The sequence below is a fragment of the Pseudomonas sp. RIT-PI-o genome (genome assembly GCF_001297215.1).
Classification (GTDB): domain Bacteria; phylum Pseudomonadota; class Gammaproteobacteria; order Pseudomonadales; family Pseudomonadaceae; genus Aquipseudomonas; species Aquipseudomonas moraviensis_A.
Window position 1 is genome coordinate 273,887 of sequence record NZ_LHPA01000020.1, and the last position, 15,114, is coordinate 289,000.

At 60.3% G+C, this 15,114-nt stretch carries 8 protein-coding genes; 5 read left to right on the forward strand and 3 right to left on the reverse strand.

Going from position 1 to position 15,114, the window contains the following annotated elements; translation table 11 throughout:
- Positions 1-22: 22 nt before the first annotated feature.
- The gene (glnE, locus tag AEQ63_RS09960; RefSeq protein WP_064363192.1) at positions 23-2,962 is read right to left on the reverse strand and encodes a bifunctional [glutamate--ammonia ligase]-adenylyl-L-tyrosine phosphorylase/[glutamate--ammonia-ligase] adenylyltransferase; all 2,940 of its coding nucleotides are present in this window, start codon (positions 2,960-2,962) and stop codon (positions 23-25) included.
- A gap of 384 nt (positions 2,963-3,346) precedes the next feature.
- Here glnE and aceE point away from each other — a divergent pair, with 384 nt between their 5' ends.
- The 5 genes from aceE (at position 3,347) to msrA (ending at position 13,441) form a co-directional block, all read left to right on the forward strand.
- Positions 3,347-5,992, forward strand: a complete 2,646-nt coding sequence (aceE, locus tag AEQ63_RS09965) for a pyruvate dehydrogenase (acetyl-transferring), homodimeric type (protein WP_042607752.1) — start codon at positions 3,347-3,349, stop codon at positions 5,990-5,992.
- 11 nt (positions 5,993-6,003) lie between these two features.
- Positions 6,004-7,965 carry a dihydrolipoyllysine-residue acetyltransferase gene (aceF, locus tag AEQ63_RS09970; protein WP_064363194.1) on the forward strand — a complete coding sequence of 654 codons (1,962 nt, stop codon included), beginning with the start codon at positions 6,004-6,006 and terminating at the stop codon, positions 7,963-7,965.
- Between the two features lie 277 nt (positions 7,966-8,242).
- Positions 8,243-9,640 carry an alkaline phosphatase D family protein gene (locus tag AEQ63_RS09975; protein WP_064363196.1) on the forward strand — a complete coding sequence of 466 codons (1,398 nt, stop codon included), beginning with the start codon at positions 8,243-8,245 and terminating at the stop codon, positions 9,638-9,640.
- Between the two features lie 243 nt (positions 9,641-9,883).
- Positions 9,884-12,580 carry a putative bifunctional diguanylate cyclase/phosphodiesterase gene (locus AEQ63_RS09980; protein ID WP_042607750.1) on the forward strand — a complete coding sequence of 899 codons (2,697 nt, stop codon included), beginning with the start codon at positions 9,884-9,886 and terminating at the stop codon, positions 12,578-12,580.
- A gap of 195 nt (positions 12,581-12,775) precedes the next feature.
- The gene (msrA, locus tag AEQ63_RS09985) at positions 12,776-13,441 is read left to right on the forward strand and encodes a peptide-methionine (S)-S-oxide reductase MsrA (RefSeq protein WP_064363198.1); all 666 of its coding nucleotides are present in this window, start codon (positions 12,776-12,778) and stop codon (positions 13,439-13,441) included.
- 102 nt (positions 13,442-13,543) lie between these two features.
- Here msrA and AEQ63_RS09990 read toward each other — a convergent pair whose 3' ends face one another.
- Together AEQ63_RS09990 and AEQ63_RS09995 are read right to left on the reverse strand one after the other, a co-directional pair.
- A complete protein-coding gene (locus tag AEQ63_RS09990) occupies positions 13,544-14,383 on the reverse strand; it encodes a 23S rRNA (adenine(2030)-N(6))-methyltransferase RlmJ (protein WP_064363200.1) in 840 nt (279 codons plus the stop codon).
- 156 nt (positions 14,384-14,539) lie between these two features.
- Positions 14,540-14,860, reverse strand: a complete 321-nt coding sequence (locus AEQ63_RS09995; protein WP_064363204.1) for a hypothetical protein — start codon at positions 14,858-14,860, stop codon at positions 14,540-14,542.
- Between the last annotated feature and the right edge of the window lie 254 nt (positions 14,861-15,114).

Consider the following 15,114-nt stretch of genomic DNA (forward strand, 5'->3'; position numbering starts at 1 on the left):
CATCCGGCCATACATTTGTGGCTCAGCTTAGCCCCAACTCTTTCCAAATCCGCAAAACCTGCCGGCGTTCGTCGGCAAACTGGTCGCCCGGTATCACCCCGGCGTCTTTCTGCAAGGCCTGCCGATGGGCGGCGGAGCGGTAGGCCTTGTAGGCCTCGCGCAACAGGCTGGCATTTTCGGCGGGCATCAGCCCTTCGTGTTCCAGCTCTTCCAGAATGCGGATGTTATCGGTCCAGCGCAGCAGCGGCGGATGGCTCTGCGACCACGCCAGGGCCGCGTATTGCACCATAAATTCAATATCGACGATACCACCGGCGTCCTGCTTGAGGTCGAACGGCACGCCTGCATCGAAAGCGTTCGCCGCGGTACCGGCCGCGGTAATCCGCGTGCCGAGGTTGTCGCGCATCTTCGCGCGCATCTCGCTGACTTCCTGTTGCAGCCTGGCCAGATCTCGCGGCTTGCCCAATACCTGCGCGCGGACCTTCTCGAAAGCCTGGCCGACATCCTGACTGCCCACCAGCACCCGCGCGCGCACCAAAGCCTGATGCTCCCACGTCCAGGCTTCGTTTTCCTGATAGCGGGCAAACGCGCCGAGGGAACTCACCAATAGTCCGGAAGCACCGGACGGACGCAGGCGCATGTCCACTTCATACAGCTGGCCGGAGTTGGTCTGCGCCGTGAGCAAGTGAATGATCCGCTGCCCCAGGCGCGTGAAGAACTGCGCGCCATCGATGGATTTCGGCCCATCGGTTTCCGCCTGCGGATCGCCGTCGTGGATGAACACCAGATCCAGATCCGAACCATGCCCTAATTCAATGCCGCCGACTTTGCCATAACCGACAATGATGAAGCCGGGATCGCACAAGGTGCCATCGGTGCGCAGCGGCGTGCCGTACTTGGCCACGGTCTGGCGCCAGGCGAGGGCCAGCACTTGTTCGAGAATCGCCTCGGCCAGCCACGTCAGGTAATCGCTGACTTTCATCAACGGCAGACTGCCGGCGATTTCCGAGGCAGCCACGCGCAAGCGATGCGCCAGTTTGAAATGGCGCAGGGCTTCCATTTGTTGTTCGAGGTCGTCCTCGGGAATTCGCGTCAGGCGCTCGCGCAACTCGGCCGCCAGTTCCGGCGCCAGCGGCGGTTTGAACAGCCGGCCCTCGTTGAGCAATTCGTCGAGCAGCAGCGGGAAGCGAGTGATCTGCTCGGCAATCCACGGGCTCGCCGCACACAGGGTCAGCAAACGCCGCAGCGCACCGGGGTTTTCCGTGAGCAACACCAGATACGCCGAACGCCGCGCCACCGCTTCCACCAGCGGCAGCACGCGCTCAAGTACCAAGTCGGGATTGTCGTGCTCTACCGCTTGCGCGAGTAGTCGCGGAATAAAGGCATCGAGACGCTCGCGCCCCAGTCGCTGCATCGCACGCAATTGCGGACTGCTGCGCAAACCGGCCAGCGCCTTCAGGGCTCTGCCGGCATCGACAAAACCGCCCTCCTGCAACTGTCGGCACGCGGCCTCTTCGTCTTGTTCTTCTTCCCACAATGGCAGCCATTCACCACCGACCACCACTTCGCTTTCGCTACCCTCCTCCTCGTCGGGATCGGCGATCACCTGGGCGAAATGCCAGGCCACGCGGCCGCGCCAGAACATCAATTGTTCATGGAAGGCCTGCCAATCGGCGAAACCCAGCATGAAGGCGATACGCGCCTGATCCTGCGCATTGTCCGGCAGCATTTGCGTCTGCCGATCGGCAATCGCTTGAATCGCGTGCTCGGTGTAACGCAGAAACTCGTAACCTTCGCGCAACTCACTGACCACCGCCGGCGGCAGATAGCCCTGCCCCTCCAGCGTGCTCAGCACCTTTAATAAAGGACGCTGTTGCAGGCTCAGGTCGCGGCCACCGTGGATCAGCTGGAAGGCCTGAGCAATGAACTCGACTTCACGAATGCCGCCGGAGCCGAGCTTGATGTTGTCGGCCATGCCCTTGCGCCGCACTTCCTGCTGGATCAACTGCTTCATGGTGCGCAGCGCTTCGATCGCCGAGAAGTCCAGATAGCGCCGATAAACGAATGGCCGAAGCATGTCGAGCAACTGCGCACCGGCGACCTGATCGCCAGCCACCACCCGCGCCTTGATCATCGCGTAGCGTTCCCAGTCGCGGCCCTGATCCTGGTAATACTGCTCCAGCGCATTGAAGCTCAGCACCAACGCACCGGACGATCCGTAGGGGCGCAGACGCATGTCAACGCGGAAAACGAAGCCGTCGACCGTCATCGGATCGAGGGCCTTGATCAGACGCTGACCGAGACGAATGAAAAATTCCTGATTATCCAGCGAGCGTTTGACGCCAACGGTTTCGCCGCCTTCGGGGTAGGCGAAGATCAGGTCGATGTCCGAGGACAGATTCAGCTCGACCGCGCCGAGTTTGCCCATGCCGAGGATGACCATCTGCTGCGGCAGCCCGCTGCGCCGGCCGGTCGGTGTGCCGAATTGCTCGCAATGGCGGCTGTACAGCCACTGATAAGCCTGATCGATGGTGGCGTCGGCCATGTCCGAGAGGTCGCGGCAGGTCTGCACCAGATCGGCCTGGCGGGTCAGGTCGCGCCAGATGATCCGCACCTGATGGCGCGCGCGCTGGCGGCGCAGGGCACGGCCGAGCTCATCTTCGTTCTGCGCGCTGTTCGCGGCGGCAGCGATCTGCGCGCGCAACTCGCCGGGCGCAAAGGGTCGGTCGAGTTCGCCGGACGCCACCAGCGACAGCAACATCAAAGGGTCACGAACGCTCTGTTCAATGACAAACTCGCTGGCGGCGGTGACGCGGGCAAATTGCGCCCAGCGCTCCGGCGACCAGTTCGACAGGCCGTGATCGTCTTCAAGGGCTGCGACGGACGTACGGAACGACTGCTCGGATCGGCTGACCAACGGCAGGAGAATGGCGGGCAGTTCGGCAAGCGCGGGCAGGGTCATGGTCTATCCTTGATCGGCGTATAAGGGGCCGCTTGTAGTGAATGATGAAACCCCGCTACGTGAAGGACTGTCGAACAAAAGTTAGAAATAGCTGAAATTTCTTCTTCTTTGGCATCCAGCATCAAACTTTCCCCTTATTCGGATGGAAATCGACCCGCCTTAACGATTATTCTCACAACGCAGTCGGAGGCCACAAGCCTTTCATCTGTAGTTTTACTACTCGTCTATACATTCGAAAGGCTGAAATGCCGGAAGATTTGTAGTAAAACTACACGCCGCCGGAACAACCTGTCGGCAATCCAAGAATTTTAAATCGTCTGCCCACAAGGCCAGTCGCAAACTCAGGCAACCGATTCTGGAAGCCTTTCCGCCCTGGAGCAAGCCATGCAAGACCTCGATCCCGTCGAAACCCAGGAATGGCTGGACGCCCTGGAATCGGTTCTCGACAAAGAAGGCGAAGACCGTGCTCACTATCTGATGACCCGTATGGGCGAACTCGCGACCCGCAGCGGCTCGCAGCTCCCTTACGCGATCACCACGCCTTACCGCAACACGATCCCCGTTACCCACGAAGCACGCATGCCTGGCGACCTGTTCATGGAACGCCGCATTCGCTCGCTGGTACGCTGGAACGCGATGGCCATGGTAATGCGCACGAACCTGAAAGATTCGGACCTGGGTGGTCACATCTCCAGCTTCGCTTCCAGCGCGACCCTGTATGACATCGGCTTCAACTATTTCTTCCAGGCCCCGACCGACGAACACGGCGGCGACCTGATCTACTTCCAGGGCCACACCTCGCCAGGCGTTTACGCCCGTGCATTCATGGAAGGCCGCATCACCGAAGACCAGATGAACAACTTCCGCCAGGAAGTCGACGGTCAGGGCCTGTCGTCCTACCCGCACCCTTGGCTGATGCCTGACTTCTGGCAGTTCCCGACCGTATCGATGGGTCTGGGCCCGATCCAGGCGATCTACCAGGCGCGCTTCATGAAGTACCTGGAACACCGCGGTTTCATCCAGCCGGGCAAACAGAAAGTCTGGTGCTTCCTGGGCGACGGCGAGTGCGACGAGCCGGAATCCCTGGGCGCGATCTCCCTGGCCGGCCGCGAGAAGCTGGACAACCTGATCTTCGTCATCAACTGCAACCTGCAGCGCCTCGACGGCCCGGTTCGCGGCAACGGCAAGATCATCCAGGAACTCGAAGGCGTGTTCCGCGGTGCACAGTGGAACGTGACCAAAGTCATCTGGGGCCGTTTCTGGGACCCACTGCTGGCCAAGGACGTCGACGGCATCCTGCAACGTCGCATGGACGAAGTCATCGACGGCGAGTACCAGAACTACAAAGCCAAAGACGGCGCGTTCGTTCGCGAGCACTTCTTCAACACGCCTGAACTCAAGGCAATGGTTGCCGATCTGTCCGACGACGAGATCTGGAAACTCAACCGTGGCGGCCACGACCCGTACAAGGTCTACGCGGCGTACCACGAAGCGGTCAACCACAAGGAACAACCCACCGTCATCCTGGCCAAGACCATCAAGGGTTATGGCACCGGTGCCGGCGAAGCGAAGAACACTGCGCACAACACCAAGAAGGTCGACGTCGAGAGCCTGAAGCTGTTCCGCGACCGCTTCGACATTCCGGTCAAGGACGAAGAACTGGAGCACCTGCCGTTCTTCAAGCCAGAGCCGAACAGCGCCGAAGGCCGCTACCTGGCCGAGCGTCGTGCCGCACTGGGCGGTTTCGTGCCACAGCGCCGCGCGCAGAGCTTCAGCGTACCGACTCCGGATCTGGATACCCTCAAAGCCATCCTCGATGGCTCCGGCGACCGTGAAATTTCCACCACCATGGCCTTCGTGCGGATCCTCGCGCAACTGGTCAAGGACAAGGAAATCGGCCCGCGCATCGTTCCGATCATCCCGGACGAAGCCCGTACCTTCGGTATGGAAGGCATGTTCCGTCAGTTGGGCATCTACTCGTCCGTCGGCCAGCTCTACGAGCCAGTCGATAAAGACCAGGTGATGTTCTACAAGGAAGACCAGAAAGGTCAGATCCTTGAAGAAGGCATCAACGAAGCAGGCGCCATGAGTTCGTTCATCGCTGCCGGTACTTCGTACTCCAGCCATAACCAGCCGATGCTGCCGTTCTACATCTTCTACTCGATGTTCGGCTTCCAGCGTATCGGCGACCTGGCCTGGGCCGCTGGCGACAGCCGTACCCGTGGCTTCCTGATCGGCGGCACCGCCGGCCGTACCACCCTGAACGGTGAAGGTCTGCAGCACGAAGACGGTCACAGCCACCTGCTGGCCGCGACCATCCCGAACTGCCGCACCTACGATCCGACCTACGGCTACGAGCTGGCGGTGATCATTCAGGACGGCATGAAGAAGATGACCGAAGAGCAACAGGACATCTTCTACTACATTACCGTGATGAACGAGTCGTACCAGCAGCCAGCCATGCCGGCCGGTGCCGAAGAAGGCATCAAGAAAGGCATGTACCTGCTCGAGGAAGACACTCGCGATGCGGCGCACCACGTTCAGCTGATGGGCTCCGGCACCATCCTGCGCGAAGTGCGTGAAGCGGCGAAGATCCTGCGTGAAGAGTTCAACATCGGCGCTGACGTGTGGAGCGTTACCAGCTTCAACGAACTGCGTCGCGACGGCTTGGCCGTAGAACGCAGCAACCGTCTCAAGCCTGGCCAGAAGCCTAAGCTGAGCTACGTCGAAGAGTGCCTGAGCGGCCGCAAGGGTCCGGTCATCGCCTCTACGGACTACATGAAGCTGTTCGCCGAGCAGATTCGTCAGTGGGTACCGTCCAAGGAATTCAAAGTCCTGGGCACCGACGGTTTCGGCCGCAGCGACAGCCGCAAGAAACTGCGTCATTTCTTCGAAGTCGACCGTCATTTCGTGGTGTTGGCAGCCCTGGAAGCACTGGCTGACCGTGGTGATATCGAACCTAAAGTCGTGGCTGAAGCCATCGTCAAGTTCGGCATCGACCCGGAAAAACGCAACCCACTGGACTGCTGAGGAGACATTTTGTGAGCGAACTCATTCGCGTACCTGACATCGGCAGCGGTGAAGGTGAAGTAATTGAACTGTTTGTGAAGGTCGGCGACCGCATCGAAGCCGACCAGAGCATCCTGACCCTGGAATCGGACAAGGCCAGCATGGAAGTGCCGGCCCCGAAAGCCGGCGTCATCAAGAGCCTGAAAGTGAAGCTGGGCGACCGCCTGAAAGAAGGCGACGAACTGCTCGAGCTGGAAGTCGAGGGCGCCGCAGAAGCGGCCCCTGCACCTGCCGCCGCTCCTGCGAAAGCCGAAGAGAAACCGGCCGCAGCCCCTGCTGCTGCCGCGCCTGCCGCTGCCCCTGCTGCCGCTTCGGTACAGCAAGTGCACGTGCCGGACATCGGTTCTTCGGGCAAGGCGCAGATCATCGAAATCCAGGTCAAGGTCGGCGACAGCGTCGAAGCTGATCAATCGCTGATCACCCTGGAATCCGACAAGGCCAGCATGGAAATCCCGTCGCCGGCCGCTGGCGTGGTCAAGGCCATCAGCGTCAAGCTCAACGACGAAGTCGGCACCGGCGACCTGATTCTGGATCTGGAAGTGGCAGGTGCTGCGGCCCCTGCTGCTGCCGCCCCGGCTCAGGCTGCTGCGCCTGCTGCCGCCGCTGCGCCAGCCCCGGCTGCTGCTCCGGCAGCAGCGGCCGCTGACAGTGTTCAGGACATCCACGTCCCGGACATCGGTTCGGCCGGCAAGGCAAAGATCATCGAAGTGCTGGTCAAGGCCGGCGACAGCGTCGAAGCCGACCAGTCGCTGATCACCCTGGAATCCGACAAGGCCAGCATGGAAATTCCATCGCCAGCGGCTGGCGTGGTCGAAAGCGTTTCGATCAAGCTGGATGACGAAGTCGGTACCGGCGACCTGATTCTCAAGCTTAAAGTCAAAGGCGCAGCACCTGCTGCTGCACCGGCTCCGGCTGCTGCACCGAGTGCTCCGGCACCTGCCGCTGCTGCTCCGGCCGCCGCTGCACCTGCTGCACCTGCTGCCGCTCCAGCCGCTGCGCCGGCCAAGCCTGGCGCGAAAGTTCACGCCGGCCCTGCCGTGCGTCAACTGGCCCGCGAGTTTGGCGTCGAGCTGAGCGCTGTTGGCGCCAGCGGTCCGCACGGTCGCATCCTCAAGGAAGACGTGCAGGTTTACGTCAAGGCGATGATGCAGAAGGCCAAGGAAGCACCGGCCGCTGCTGGCGGCGCTACTGGTGGTGCGGGCATCCCGCCGATCCCGGTGGTCGATTTCAGCCGTTTCGGCGAAATCGAAGAAGTGCCGATGACCCGCCTGATGCAGGTCGGTGCCGCCAACCTGCACCGCAGCTGGCTGAACGTGCCGCACGTGACGCAATTCGACTCGGCGGACATCACCGAGCTGGAAGCCTTCCGTGTTGCGCAGAAAGCCGTGGCCGAGAAGGCTGGCGTCAAGCTGACCATCCTGCCGCTGCTGCTCAAGACCTGCGCGCACCTGCTCAAGGAGCTGCCGGACTTCAACAGTTCGCTGGCACCAAGTGGCAAGGCGATCATCCGCAAGAAGTACGTGAACATCGGCTTCGCCGTCGACACTCCGGATGGCCTGCTCGTGCCGGTGATCAAGAACGTCGACCAGAAGAGCCTGCTGCAACTCGCTGCCGAAGCAGCTTCGCTGGCTGAAAAGGCCCGCACCAAGAAGCTGTCCTCGGACGAGATGCAAGGCGCCTGCTTCACCATTTCCAGCCTCGGCCACATTGGCGGCACCGGCTTCACGCCGATCGTCAACGCGCCGGAAGTGGCGATCCTCGGTGTTTCCAAGGCAACCATCCAGCCAGTCTGGGACGGCAAAGCCTTCCAGCCGAAGCTGATGCTGCCACTGTCGCTGTCCTACGATCACCGTGTGATCAACGGCGCAGCCGCCGCACGCTTCACCCAGCGTCTGGGCAGCCTGTTGGGCGACATCCGCACCATCCTGCTGTAACCCGAGCGGCCCTCCGGCAACGGAGGGCCGCTTGCTGCACCCTTTCGAGCGCCACACGCTCGTACCTCAACCCCGCCACTCTGGCGGGGCTTTTTTTGCCCGAAATAAACCGGCCCCCACCCCTTTCCTACAACCTGCGCTGACATCGGCCACAGGCCTGGTCCACTTCACGCCAATATTTTCCGTCGCCGGCCAACTAACCTCTGCTCAGGAAAGTTGCATCAACGCGCTCCGCTTATTTAATTCTTATCACTACAGCTTTCGAACGGAATCGATTATGTTCAAACCGACTATCGGCCCCATCGTGGGTCATGCCACAACTAATGAAGTTCGCATTTTCATGCGCGGCGAACAACAGGACAAGAAACGCGTATTTGCCGGAGTCCGCGCTCGCAAAGCGGGCGCGGAAAAATGGTCAAACAGTGTATTTGCACTTTTGAATCCAGCCAATGACATGTCGGGAGTACTGGTACTGCAGGATCTCGAAGCCGATTGCGAATATGAATACCAGGCCGGCTGGTTGAGTCCGATGAACCCGGTACACACGATCGACACGGTAGTGGAGTTCCCACTGCAATGGCCGCGACAGCTTTACCGCTTTCGCACCCGCACCCCGCAATCCAGCCAGCCACGAGCTTTTGTGGTCGGATCGTGCCGCTATCTGCGGATCACCGCCGGCATCGCGACGTTACCGCAACTGGGCGACCGCATTTTCGGCTCGATCAATCAGCTCATTGAAAGCAGCCGGCCTCCCGTCAGTGCGGTGATCATGACCGGGGATCAAGTGTATGTAGACGATCTGAATATCATTGCACCGGATCGCGAAGCCAAAGACATCCTGAAGAAATATCGGACCGCATTTTCGCAACCCAATATTCAACGACTGATGGCCAATACATCGACTTACATGATGCTCGACGATCATGAAATTGAAGATAACTGGCCCGCCAATGCGAAAGCAGCGGACAAGGACTTATATCGCAATGCCATGGCCGCTTATGAACTATATCAAGCCAGCCACAGCCCGGTTTATGCATGTAACGGCAAGGGTCAGATAGACCGGGACAGCTTGAAACATTACTGGTACCAATTCGGCGACAGCGATATTGCCTGGTTCGTCACTGACAGTCGCACCCGGCGCAACTTGTCGAAGGATGACCGACGCATTCTCGATACTGAGCAGGAAGAGGCGCTGCTTGACTGGCTGATCCACAACACGGCACGGGTGAAGTTTGTTGTGACCAGCGTGATGTTCTATCCCGACCGCAAGTTGAACGGTGACGATGCCTGGAAAGCATTCCCCGAACAGCGTCTGCGCTTGCTGGAAACCATTCGCACCCATCGGCTCAAGAACGTGGTGTTTGTCTCAGGCGATGTCCATGGCTCGCTGACCAGTCGCCTGACTCACAGCGAAGACGCCGATTTCGAAGTCCACACCATCGTGTCCTCGCCGCTTCACAACAGCAAATTGTTGCCCTATGCCAAGGCGTCGACGTTCATCCTCGATCAACCGCTGGTGCGCACGGCGGCCGGCGACTACCGGCACGACCTGACCAGTACAGTGGTGAGCCAGGACAACTTTGCGCATGTGGTCGTCGACGCTGATCGGATCCTGGTCAAGTATCACGATCGTGACGGCAAACTACTGCAATCGATCAGTATGAAATTGCGTTGAACCCGCGAAAGATCGCAGCCTTCGGCAGTTCCTGCATGGACCTGCACTCCCGGTGAGGTTGCGATCTTTTGCTCATTTCAGTTGTGCACTGGAGAAATGTTAACTGCAGCCGACATATTCTTATAGCACTTGGCCTTCATCTCTCTTGTCAGTCGGTGCCGCAATGATGCAACCTTGCCGCAGCCAACAGACAAGAGGGCGAGAGCCCGGCGCATTCAGCATATTTCCAAGCGAGTTTCCTTCATGAAGAGCCAACCCGATGCCGCCAGCCGTAAGGCGGCCGAGGTAGTGACGCAGTTGCCTGTGCCCTCGCGGCTCGGCATGCTGCGTTTCGAGCGCCTGAATGAAGCGAGTTGGGCGATGCTGTTTCTCGATCCCAACTGCGAACGCCAATTCGGCCAGCCGGCCGTCGAGCTTTGCGCACTGGTCGGTTCGCCCTACGCCAGTCTGATGGAGCCGGAAGCGCGCTATCAGCTGCACGATGCGATCCAGCAACAGTTGAGCAATAACCCGCATTACGCCGTGCGCTACACCCTGCACACCGTCGCCGGTGCGTTGAACATCCTTGAGTTGGGCGAAGCCTATAAACAGCACAACCGGCACTTGCTGCGCGGCTATCTGCTGGCCGTCGACGACGTGTTCGACGAAACCCAGGCACTGCCTTCGGTCGATCTGGAAACCCAGAACTCGCGCCTGCAGATCGCGCTGGAGCTTAACCAGCGCGCCCAGCAGGAACAACTGCAGCATCTGGAACGCGTGCGTGCCCAGCAGGATCTGATTCTGCTGCTCGCGCGCCAGCGTTACAGCACGCACAACTCACTGCAGGAAGCCGCCGAGCTGATCACCCGCTGCGCCTGCGACATCTACGAGATCGACTGCGCCAGCCTGTGGAACCTCGAAGGCCAGCGGTTGCTGCCGATTTCCGCCTACCATCGTGCGACCCAGGAATATCTCCTGCCGGAGCCCATCGATATCAGCGGTTTCCCCAATTACATGGAAGCGCTGCACAGCAGCCGCGCCATCGATGCGCACAATGCGATGCATGACCCGCGTACCCGCGAAATGGCCGAGGCCATGCGTCCGCGTGACGTCAATGCGATGCTCGACGCCAGCATTCGCGTCGACGGCCAGGTGGTCGGCGTGTTGTGCCTGGAACAGACCGGCGCCACCCGCGCCTGGCAGTCCGACGAAATCGCCTTTGCCGGCGAGCTGGCCGACCAGTTCGCGCAAGTGATCAACAACCACAACCGCCGCACCGCCACCAGCGCCCTGCACCTGTTCCAGCGCGCGGTCGAGCAAAGTGCCAACGCCTTTTTGCTGGTCAACTGCGACGGCGTCGTCGAGTACGTCAACCCGAGCTTCACGGCGATCACCCAGTACACCACCGATGAAGTCCACGGCCAGCGCCTGTCGGAGTTGCCGGCACTGGAAAACCTCAGCGAGCTGCTGTTCGACGCGCCCTCGGCGCTGGCCCAGAGCAATAGCTGGCAGGGCGAATTCAAAAGCCGGCGCAAGAACCTCGAACCGTACTGGGGCCAGTTGTCGATTTCCAAGGTGTATGGCGACAACCGGGAGCTGACGCATTACATCGGCATCTACGAGGACATCACCCAGACCAAACTGGCGCAGCAGCGTATCGAGCGCCTGGCGTATACCGACAACCTGACCAACCTGGGCAACCGTCCGGCATTCATCCGCAATCTTGACGAGCGTTTCGCCCGCGACAGCGATGCACCGATCAGCCTGTTGCTGGTCGACATCGACAACTTCAAGCGGATCAACGACAGCCTCGGTCACCAGACCGGCGACAAGCTGTTGATCAGTCTTGCCCGGCGCCTGCGCAACAGCCTCAGCCCGAGTGGCAGCCTGGCGCGTTTTGCCAGTAACGAATTCGCCGTATTGCTCGACGACACCGACCTTGAAGCCGGTCAGCAGATTGCCAGTCAGTTGCTGATGACGCTCGACAAGCCGATGTTCGTCGACAATCAGTTGATCAGCGTCACCGGCTCCGTCGGCCTCGCCTGCGCGCCGCTGCACGGGCGCGATCCGCAAACCCTGATGCGCAACGCCGGTCTGGCGCTGCACAAGGCCAAGGCCAACGGTAAACACCAGTTGCAGGTGTTCACTGAAGCGCTGAACGCCGAAGCCAGTTACAAACTGTTCGTCGAGAACAACCTGCGCCGCGCCCTGACCCAGAACGAGCTGGACGTGTTCTACCAGCCGAAACTGTGCCTGCGCAGCGGTCGCCTGCTGGGCATGGAAGCACTGCTGCGCTGGAACCACCCGGAGCGCGGCATGATCCGTCCGGACCAGTTCATCAGCGTCGCCGAAGAGACCGGCCTGATCATTCCGATTGGCAAATGGATCGCCCGTCAGGCCTGTCGCATGAGCAAATCCCTGACCGCCGCCGGCCTGGGCAATCTGCAAGTGGCAATCAACCTGTCGCCGAAACAGTTCTCCGATCCGGATCTGGTCGCCTCGATCGCCAACATCCTCAAGGAGGAAGCGCTGCCGGCCAATCTGCTCGAGCTGGAGCTGACCGAAGGCCTGCTGCTGGAAGCCACCGAAGACACGCATCTGCAACTCGACCAGCTCAAGCGTCTCGGCCTGACCCTGGCGATGGACGATTTCGGCACCGGGTATTCATCGCTGAGTTATCTGAAGAAATTCCCGATCGACATCATCAAGATCGATCGCAGCTTCATCCATGAAATACCTGACAACCAGGACGACATGGAAATCACCTCGGCGGTGATTGCCATGGCCCATAACCTGAAACTCAAGGTGGTCGCCGAAGGCATCGAAACCGCCGAGCAACTGGCGTTCCTGCGCCGGCATCGTTGCGACGTCGGTCAGGGTTATCTGTTCGACCGACCGATTCCCGGTGACGAGTTGATCAAAGCCCTCAAGCGCTACCCGCGTGGGCCGCTGTGCCTCTAAAGCCTGCCTCTATGAAGATCCCTTGTGGGAGCGAGCCTGCTCGCGAAGGCGATAAAACCATCGACATCTTCGTCGCCTGACACCCCGCGTTCGCGAGCAGGCTCGCTCCCACAGTTTTGATAGTGCGAATTCCGGCATCATTCGGCACACTGGAGGTCTGACCTTTTACCTCCAACCTGACTGAGAGGAACGATCATGGTTCTGCGCTCGGAAATTCTGGTGAACAAAAACGTGCTTCCAACCAAAGAACAAGCCCTGCCCGGCCGCGAAACCCCGATGACCCTGCCGGAAAAACATTTCGTTTTCGAAGAAACTCCGCTGCTCGGTCCATTCTTTCAGGACGTCGACTTCGCGATTTTCGGTCTCGGTTGCTTCTGGGGCGCGGAACGACGCTTCTGGCAGCGCGAAGGCGTGGTCAGCACCGTGGTCGGTTACGCCGGTGGCTTCACGCCGAACCCGACTTATGAAGAAGTCTGCTCCGGCCTGACCGGCCATGCCGAAGTGGTTCTGGTGGTGTATGACAAGGCCAAGGTCAGCTATGAAGAGCTGCTGGCAATGTTCTGGGAGCTGCACAACCCGACCCAGGGCATGCGCCAAGGCAACGACATCGGCACCCAGTACCGCTCGGTGATCTACGCCACCACCCCGGAGCAACTGGATGCTGCGTTGAAAAGCAAAGCCGTGTATCAGGCTGAACTGGTGAAGGCCGGTCTGGGTGAAATCAGCACCGAGATCGATCAGGCACCGACCGTGTACTTTGCCGAGGCCTATCACCAGCAGTATCTGGCGAAGAATCCGGAAGGTTACTGCGGCATTGGCGGCACCGGCGTGTGCATGCCAGCGAGCCTGGCAGCCAACTAACCCCTGAAAGCAAAAGATCGCAGCCTTCGGCAGCTCCTACAGGGAAACGCATTTCAACTGCAGGAGCTGCCGAAGGCTGCGATCTTTTGATCTTGCTGTTGATCAGCTCTCGGCAATCAGCCAATCCATCTGCCAGCCGCCCTGGGTCTGCCCCAGCTTCTTCGACAGCCACGGCAGCAACTCACGCAACTCTTGCTCCAGCCCCCACGGCGGATTGGCGATCGCCAGCCCGGAACCGTTCAGGCTGTTCGGCGTGTCCAGCGGATGCACGAGCAACTCGACACGCAGCAGCTTCGGCGCACCCGTGCCGGCCAGATCCTGATAGAAGCGCCGCAGTGCACGCTGATCCTTCACCGGATACCAGATCGCAGCTACGGTCTGGCGCATACGGCCGATGGCTTCTTTCATCGACGCCGCACAGCGCTGCATCTCGTCGAGCTGCTCGAACGGCGGATCGATCAGCATCACCGCGCGCTTCTCCTGCACCGGCAACATCGCCCGCGCCACATGCCAGCCCTCGCCCAGATGCACTTTCACCCGACGATCACCGGCCATGTTGTCCTTGAGCAACACACCGTCTTCGGGGTGCTTCTCGTTGAGCATCACCCGATCCTGCGGCCGGGTCAGACGCCGCGCCAGCTCGGGCGAACCCGGGTAGTAGCGCAACTGGCCATCCGGGTTCATCTCGTGCAGCACCTTCATGTAGTCGGCGGTCAGCGCCGGCAGGTCCGGCTGATCCCACAACCGCGCGATGCCTTCCAGGTACTCGCCGGTGCGATTGGCCTGATCGCCCTGCAAGTCATACAGACCAATGCCGGCGTGCGTGTCGAGATAGGCAAACGGCTGCTCCTTGCGCGACATCAGGGCGATGAGGCGGGTCAAGGTCAGGTGTTTGAACACATCGGCGTGATTGCCGGCATGGAAGGCGTGACGATAATTCATGGCTGCTCCTGCGAGGGCCGCAAAGTTTACCTTTTACCGGGCGGCAAGTCAGGGGTTCGCAGCCGAGCGGGCCTCAACATCAAAAGATCGCAGCCTTCGGCAGCTCCTACACGGGACAGGCGCTCACTCTGCCGACGGCTGCGGTCTTTTTGATCTTCAGGCGGGTAAGCTGCGCAGGCGCTTGCCGATGACGTCCAGCACATCACAGCCATCGCGCAGTGGAATCGCGCAGAGCAAGGCAAAGTCGCTGAGGATCACGGAGTCGCATTCGATCGAGCCGCGCATGCACATGTTTTCCAGGACCTGGACCACCGCGCGGATGCGGTAGTTGGCGGCGTCCATGAGGATGTCGAGGGGCACGTGGGTGTCGACGAACAGGCTGGGCATGTCGCTGCAATTGCCGGTGAGGGCCATGAAGCGGTTATCGGGGTGAGGGGTGATTTTTTCGTAAGGAGGATCAGTATGCATATTGGCCATTTTTGTCGTTCCATGATTGATTAACGTGAGCCGCCATCACACCTTCCTACGGGTTAGGGTGGCAGCTGTGCGCAGGAGTAGGAACCGAGCAATCATGGACCTCGGCCACGCCGAAGCGTGCCCCACGCACAGCCGCCGCGAACGATCTTACGGACTTGAACCAAGCGCCGCAAAAAGCCAACGAACTGTAACGTCATGAATGCGGGGATCCTTCACCCTGTCACCACTCTCGCAGTGACAACGAAAAGACTATC

What these genes read in the sequence shown, in the direction of transcription:
- AEQ63_RS09975 (WP_064363196.1), top strand. Translation starts at nt 8,243, where the DNA reads ATGTTCAAACCGACTATCGGCCCCATCGTGGGTCATGCCACAACTAAT.
- glnE (WP_064363192.1), bottom strand. Translation starts at nt 2,962, where the DNA reads ATGACCCTGCCCGCGCTTGCCGAACTGCCCGCCATTCTCCTGCCGTTG.
- AEQ63_RS09995 (WP_064363204.1), bottom strand. Translation starts at nt 14,860, where the DNA reads ATGGCCAATATGCATACTGATCCTCCTTACGAAAAAATCACCCCTCAC.
- AEQ63_RS09980 (WP_042607750.1), top strand. Translation starts at nt 9,884, where the DNA reads ATGAAGAGCCAACCCGATGCCGCCAGCCGTAAGGCGGCCGAGGTAGTG.
- AEQ63_RS09990 (WP_064363200.1), bottom strand. Translation starts at nt 14,383, where the DNA reads ATGAATTATCGTCACGCCTTCCATGCCGGCAATCACGCCGATGTGTTC.
- msrA (WP_064363198.1), top strand. Translation starts at nt 12,776, where the DNA reads ATGGTTCTGCGCTCGGAAATTCTGGTGAACAAAAACGTGCTTCCAACC.
- aceE (WP_042607752.1), top strand. Translation starts at nt 3,347, where the DNA reads ATGCAAGACCTCGATCCCGTCGAAACCCAGGAATGGCTGGACGCCCTG.